At 55.1% G+C, this 2075-nt stretch carries 1 protein-coding gene; it reads right to left on the minus strand.

Going from position 1 to position 2075, the window contains the following annotated elements; all coding sequences use genetic code 11:
- Positions 1 to 160: 160 nt before the first annotated feature.
- On the minus strand, positions 161 to 1855 hold the full coding sequence (locus DXD94_RS09500) for a phospho-sugar mutase (RefSeq protein ID WP_117763893.1): 1695 nt from the start codon (positions 1853 to 1855) through the stop codon (positions 161 to 163).
- Positions 1856 to 2075: the final 220 nt, after the last annotated feature.

Raw genomic sequence — 2075 nt, forward strand, 5'->3', positions numbered from 1 at the left:
GATATATTGCCAGACCGGAGGGGCCCCGGGGCCGGGAATCAGGGCGTACACATTTCCTACACAGTTTGAGAGTCTCAGCTGTATTTACAAGTAATAAAGAGGGGACCTCGTTTCCGAGATCCCCTCCTCTGTCTATCTATAGAAATAGGCTTTCAAAGCCTTAGGCCAGTAGCTTGCGACCGGATTCCTCAATCGCGTCAAGTGCTGCATCAGCCTCGGCGGCATCCGCGCCCTTTGCGAAGATGTACAGCTTAATCTTGGGCTCGGTGCCGGAAGGACGAACAATACCCTTGTTACCACCCTCAAGATCGAACTCAATGACGTTAGCCTTCGGCAGGCCGTTCACGCAGGTATTGTAATCCACGACGGCCTCAATCTTGGAACCAGCGAGCTCCGCGGGCGGGTTCTCGCGCAGACCAGCCATGATGCCGGCCATCTTTGCCGCACCCTCAGCGCCCGGATAGCTCAGCGAAATCGTCTTGTTGTGATAGTAGCCATACTTCTCGTACAGCTCGTGCATCGCATCGGCGAGGTTCTTGCCCTGGAGCTTGTAATACTGCGCCATCTGGCAAATCAGAAGCGAAGTGCTCACGGCGTCCTTGTCGCGCACGTGGTCGCCGGCCAGATAGCCGTAGCTCTCCTCGAAACCGAAGATAAAGCGATCGACCTCGCCAGCATCGGAAAGAGAAGTAATGATGTCGCCGATGTACTTGAAGCCCGTCAGGCAGCGGCGGAGCTCAAAACCGTACTCGTCGGCCAAAGCGTCAACCATGGCGGAAGAAACGATAGTAGTAACGGCAACCTTCTTAGTGAGGTCCTCACCGCGGGCAGCACGGGTCTTGCAGATATAGTCGAGGAGCAGAACGCCCATCTCATTGCCGGTCAGCAGCAGATAGTCATCGCCATTCTTAACGGCAACGCCAACACGGTCGGCGTCAGGATCTGTTGCAAGCAGCAGATCGGGGTGAACCTGCTCGCACAGGTCGATGCCCTTCTGCATGGCCTGACGGATCTCGGGGTTAGGATACGGGCAGGTCGGGAAATCGCCGTTAGGCTCCTTCTGCTCGGGAACAACCGTTTCATCGGTGATGCCAGCACGCTCGAGCACCGTGGTAACGGGAATGAGGCCGGTACCATTCAACGGCGTATAGACAAGCTTGAGCGGTGCGCCGGCAATCTCCTCGGCAGAAAGATTCGTAACGCCGCGCGCGAGTACGGCGTCGTAATAACGCTCGAGGCACGAGTCATCGATCCATTTGACCAGACCCTGCTCAAGAGCCTCATCGAAGTCCATGGACTTCACTCCGGTGAACGTATCGGTCTCGGCGATGGCCTTAGAAATTGCATCGGCGGCCTCGCTGGTTATCTGGCAGCCGTCGGGGCCATAGGCCTTATAGCCGTTATACGGCGCCGGGTTATGACTAGCGGTCATGCAAATGCCACCGGAACACTTAAGATCACGAACAGCCCAGGAAAGCGTCGGCACAGGAGAAATCTTGGGATACACAAGGGCAGTCACACCGTTTGCTGCAAGAATGGCAGCCGTCGTCTTAACGAACAGCTCACCTTTATTGCGGCTATCGCGAGCGATGGCGACCGTCGGATGCTCGAAGGTCGCATTGAGGTAGTCAGCGAATCCCTGGGTCGCACGACCGACCGTATAGATATTCATACGGTTAGTGCCTGCACCGATAGTGCCGCGAAGACCAGCAGTACCGAAGGCGAGATCCTGGAAGAAAGCGTCGGTGATGGCGTCCTCATCACCCTGCTCCTTCATCGTGTTGAGCTCAGCGAGGAGCTCCTCGTCCTTGACATTGGCAATCCAAGTATCAAGCAGCTCATGAACATCTGCCATGTGAGTCCTTCCGTCACAATCAATAAAACGACCCGTGTAAAACAGGACAAGCGCGTCAGTGCGCTAAAGCAAATATTAGTCCATTGAGAACAGAGAACCGACCACAGAACGGTGAACGTCTATATTAAGCGGTGGATGATTAAATTGATTTAATTGCATAAGGAATGTTGCCCATTAAAGCAAAAAAGGGGGAGGCCGCGAGGCCTCCCCCTTCTTCATC

It is taken from the genome of Collinsella sp. TM10-22, assembly GCF_003466125.1.
Classification (GTDB): domain Bacteria; phylum Actinomycetota; class Coriobacteriia; order Coriobacteriales; family Coriobacteriaceae; genus Collinsella.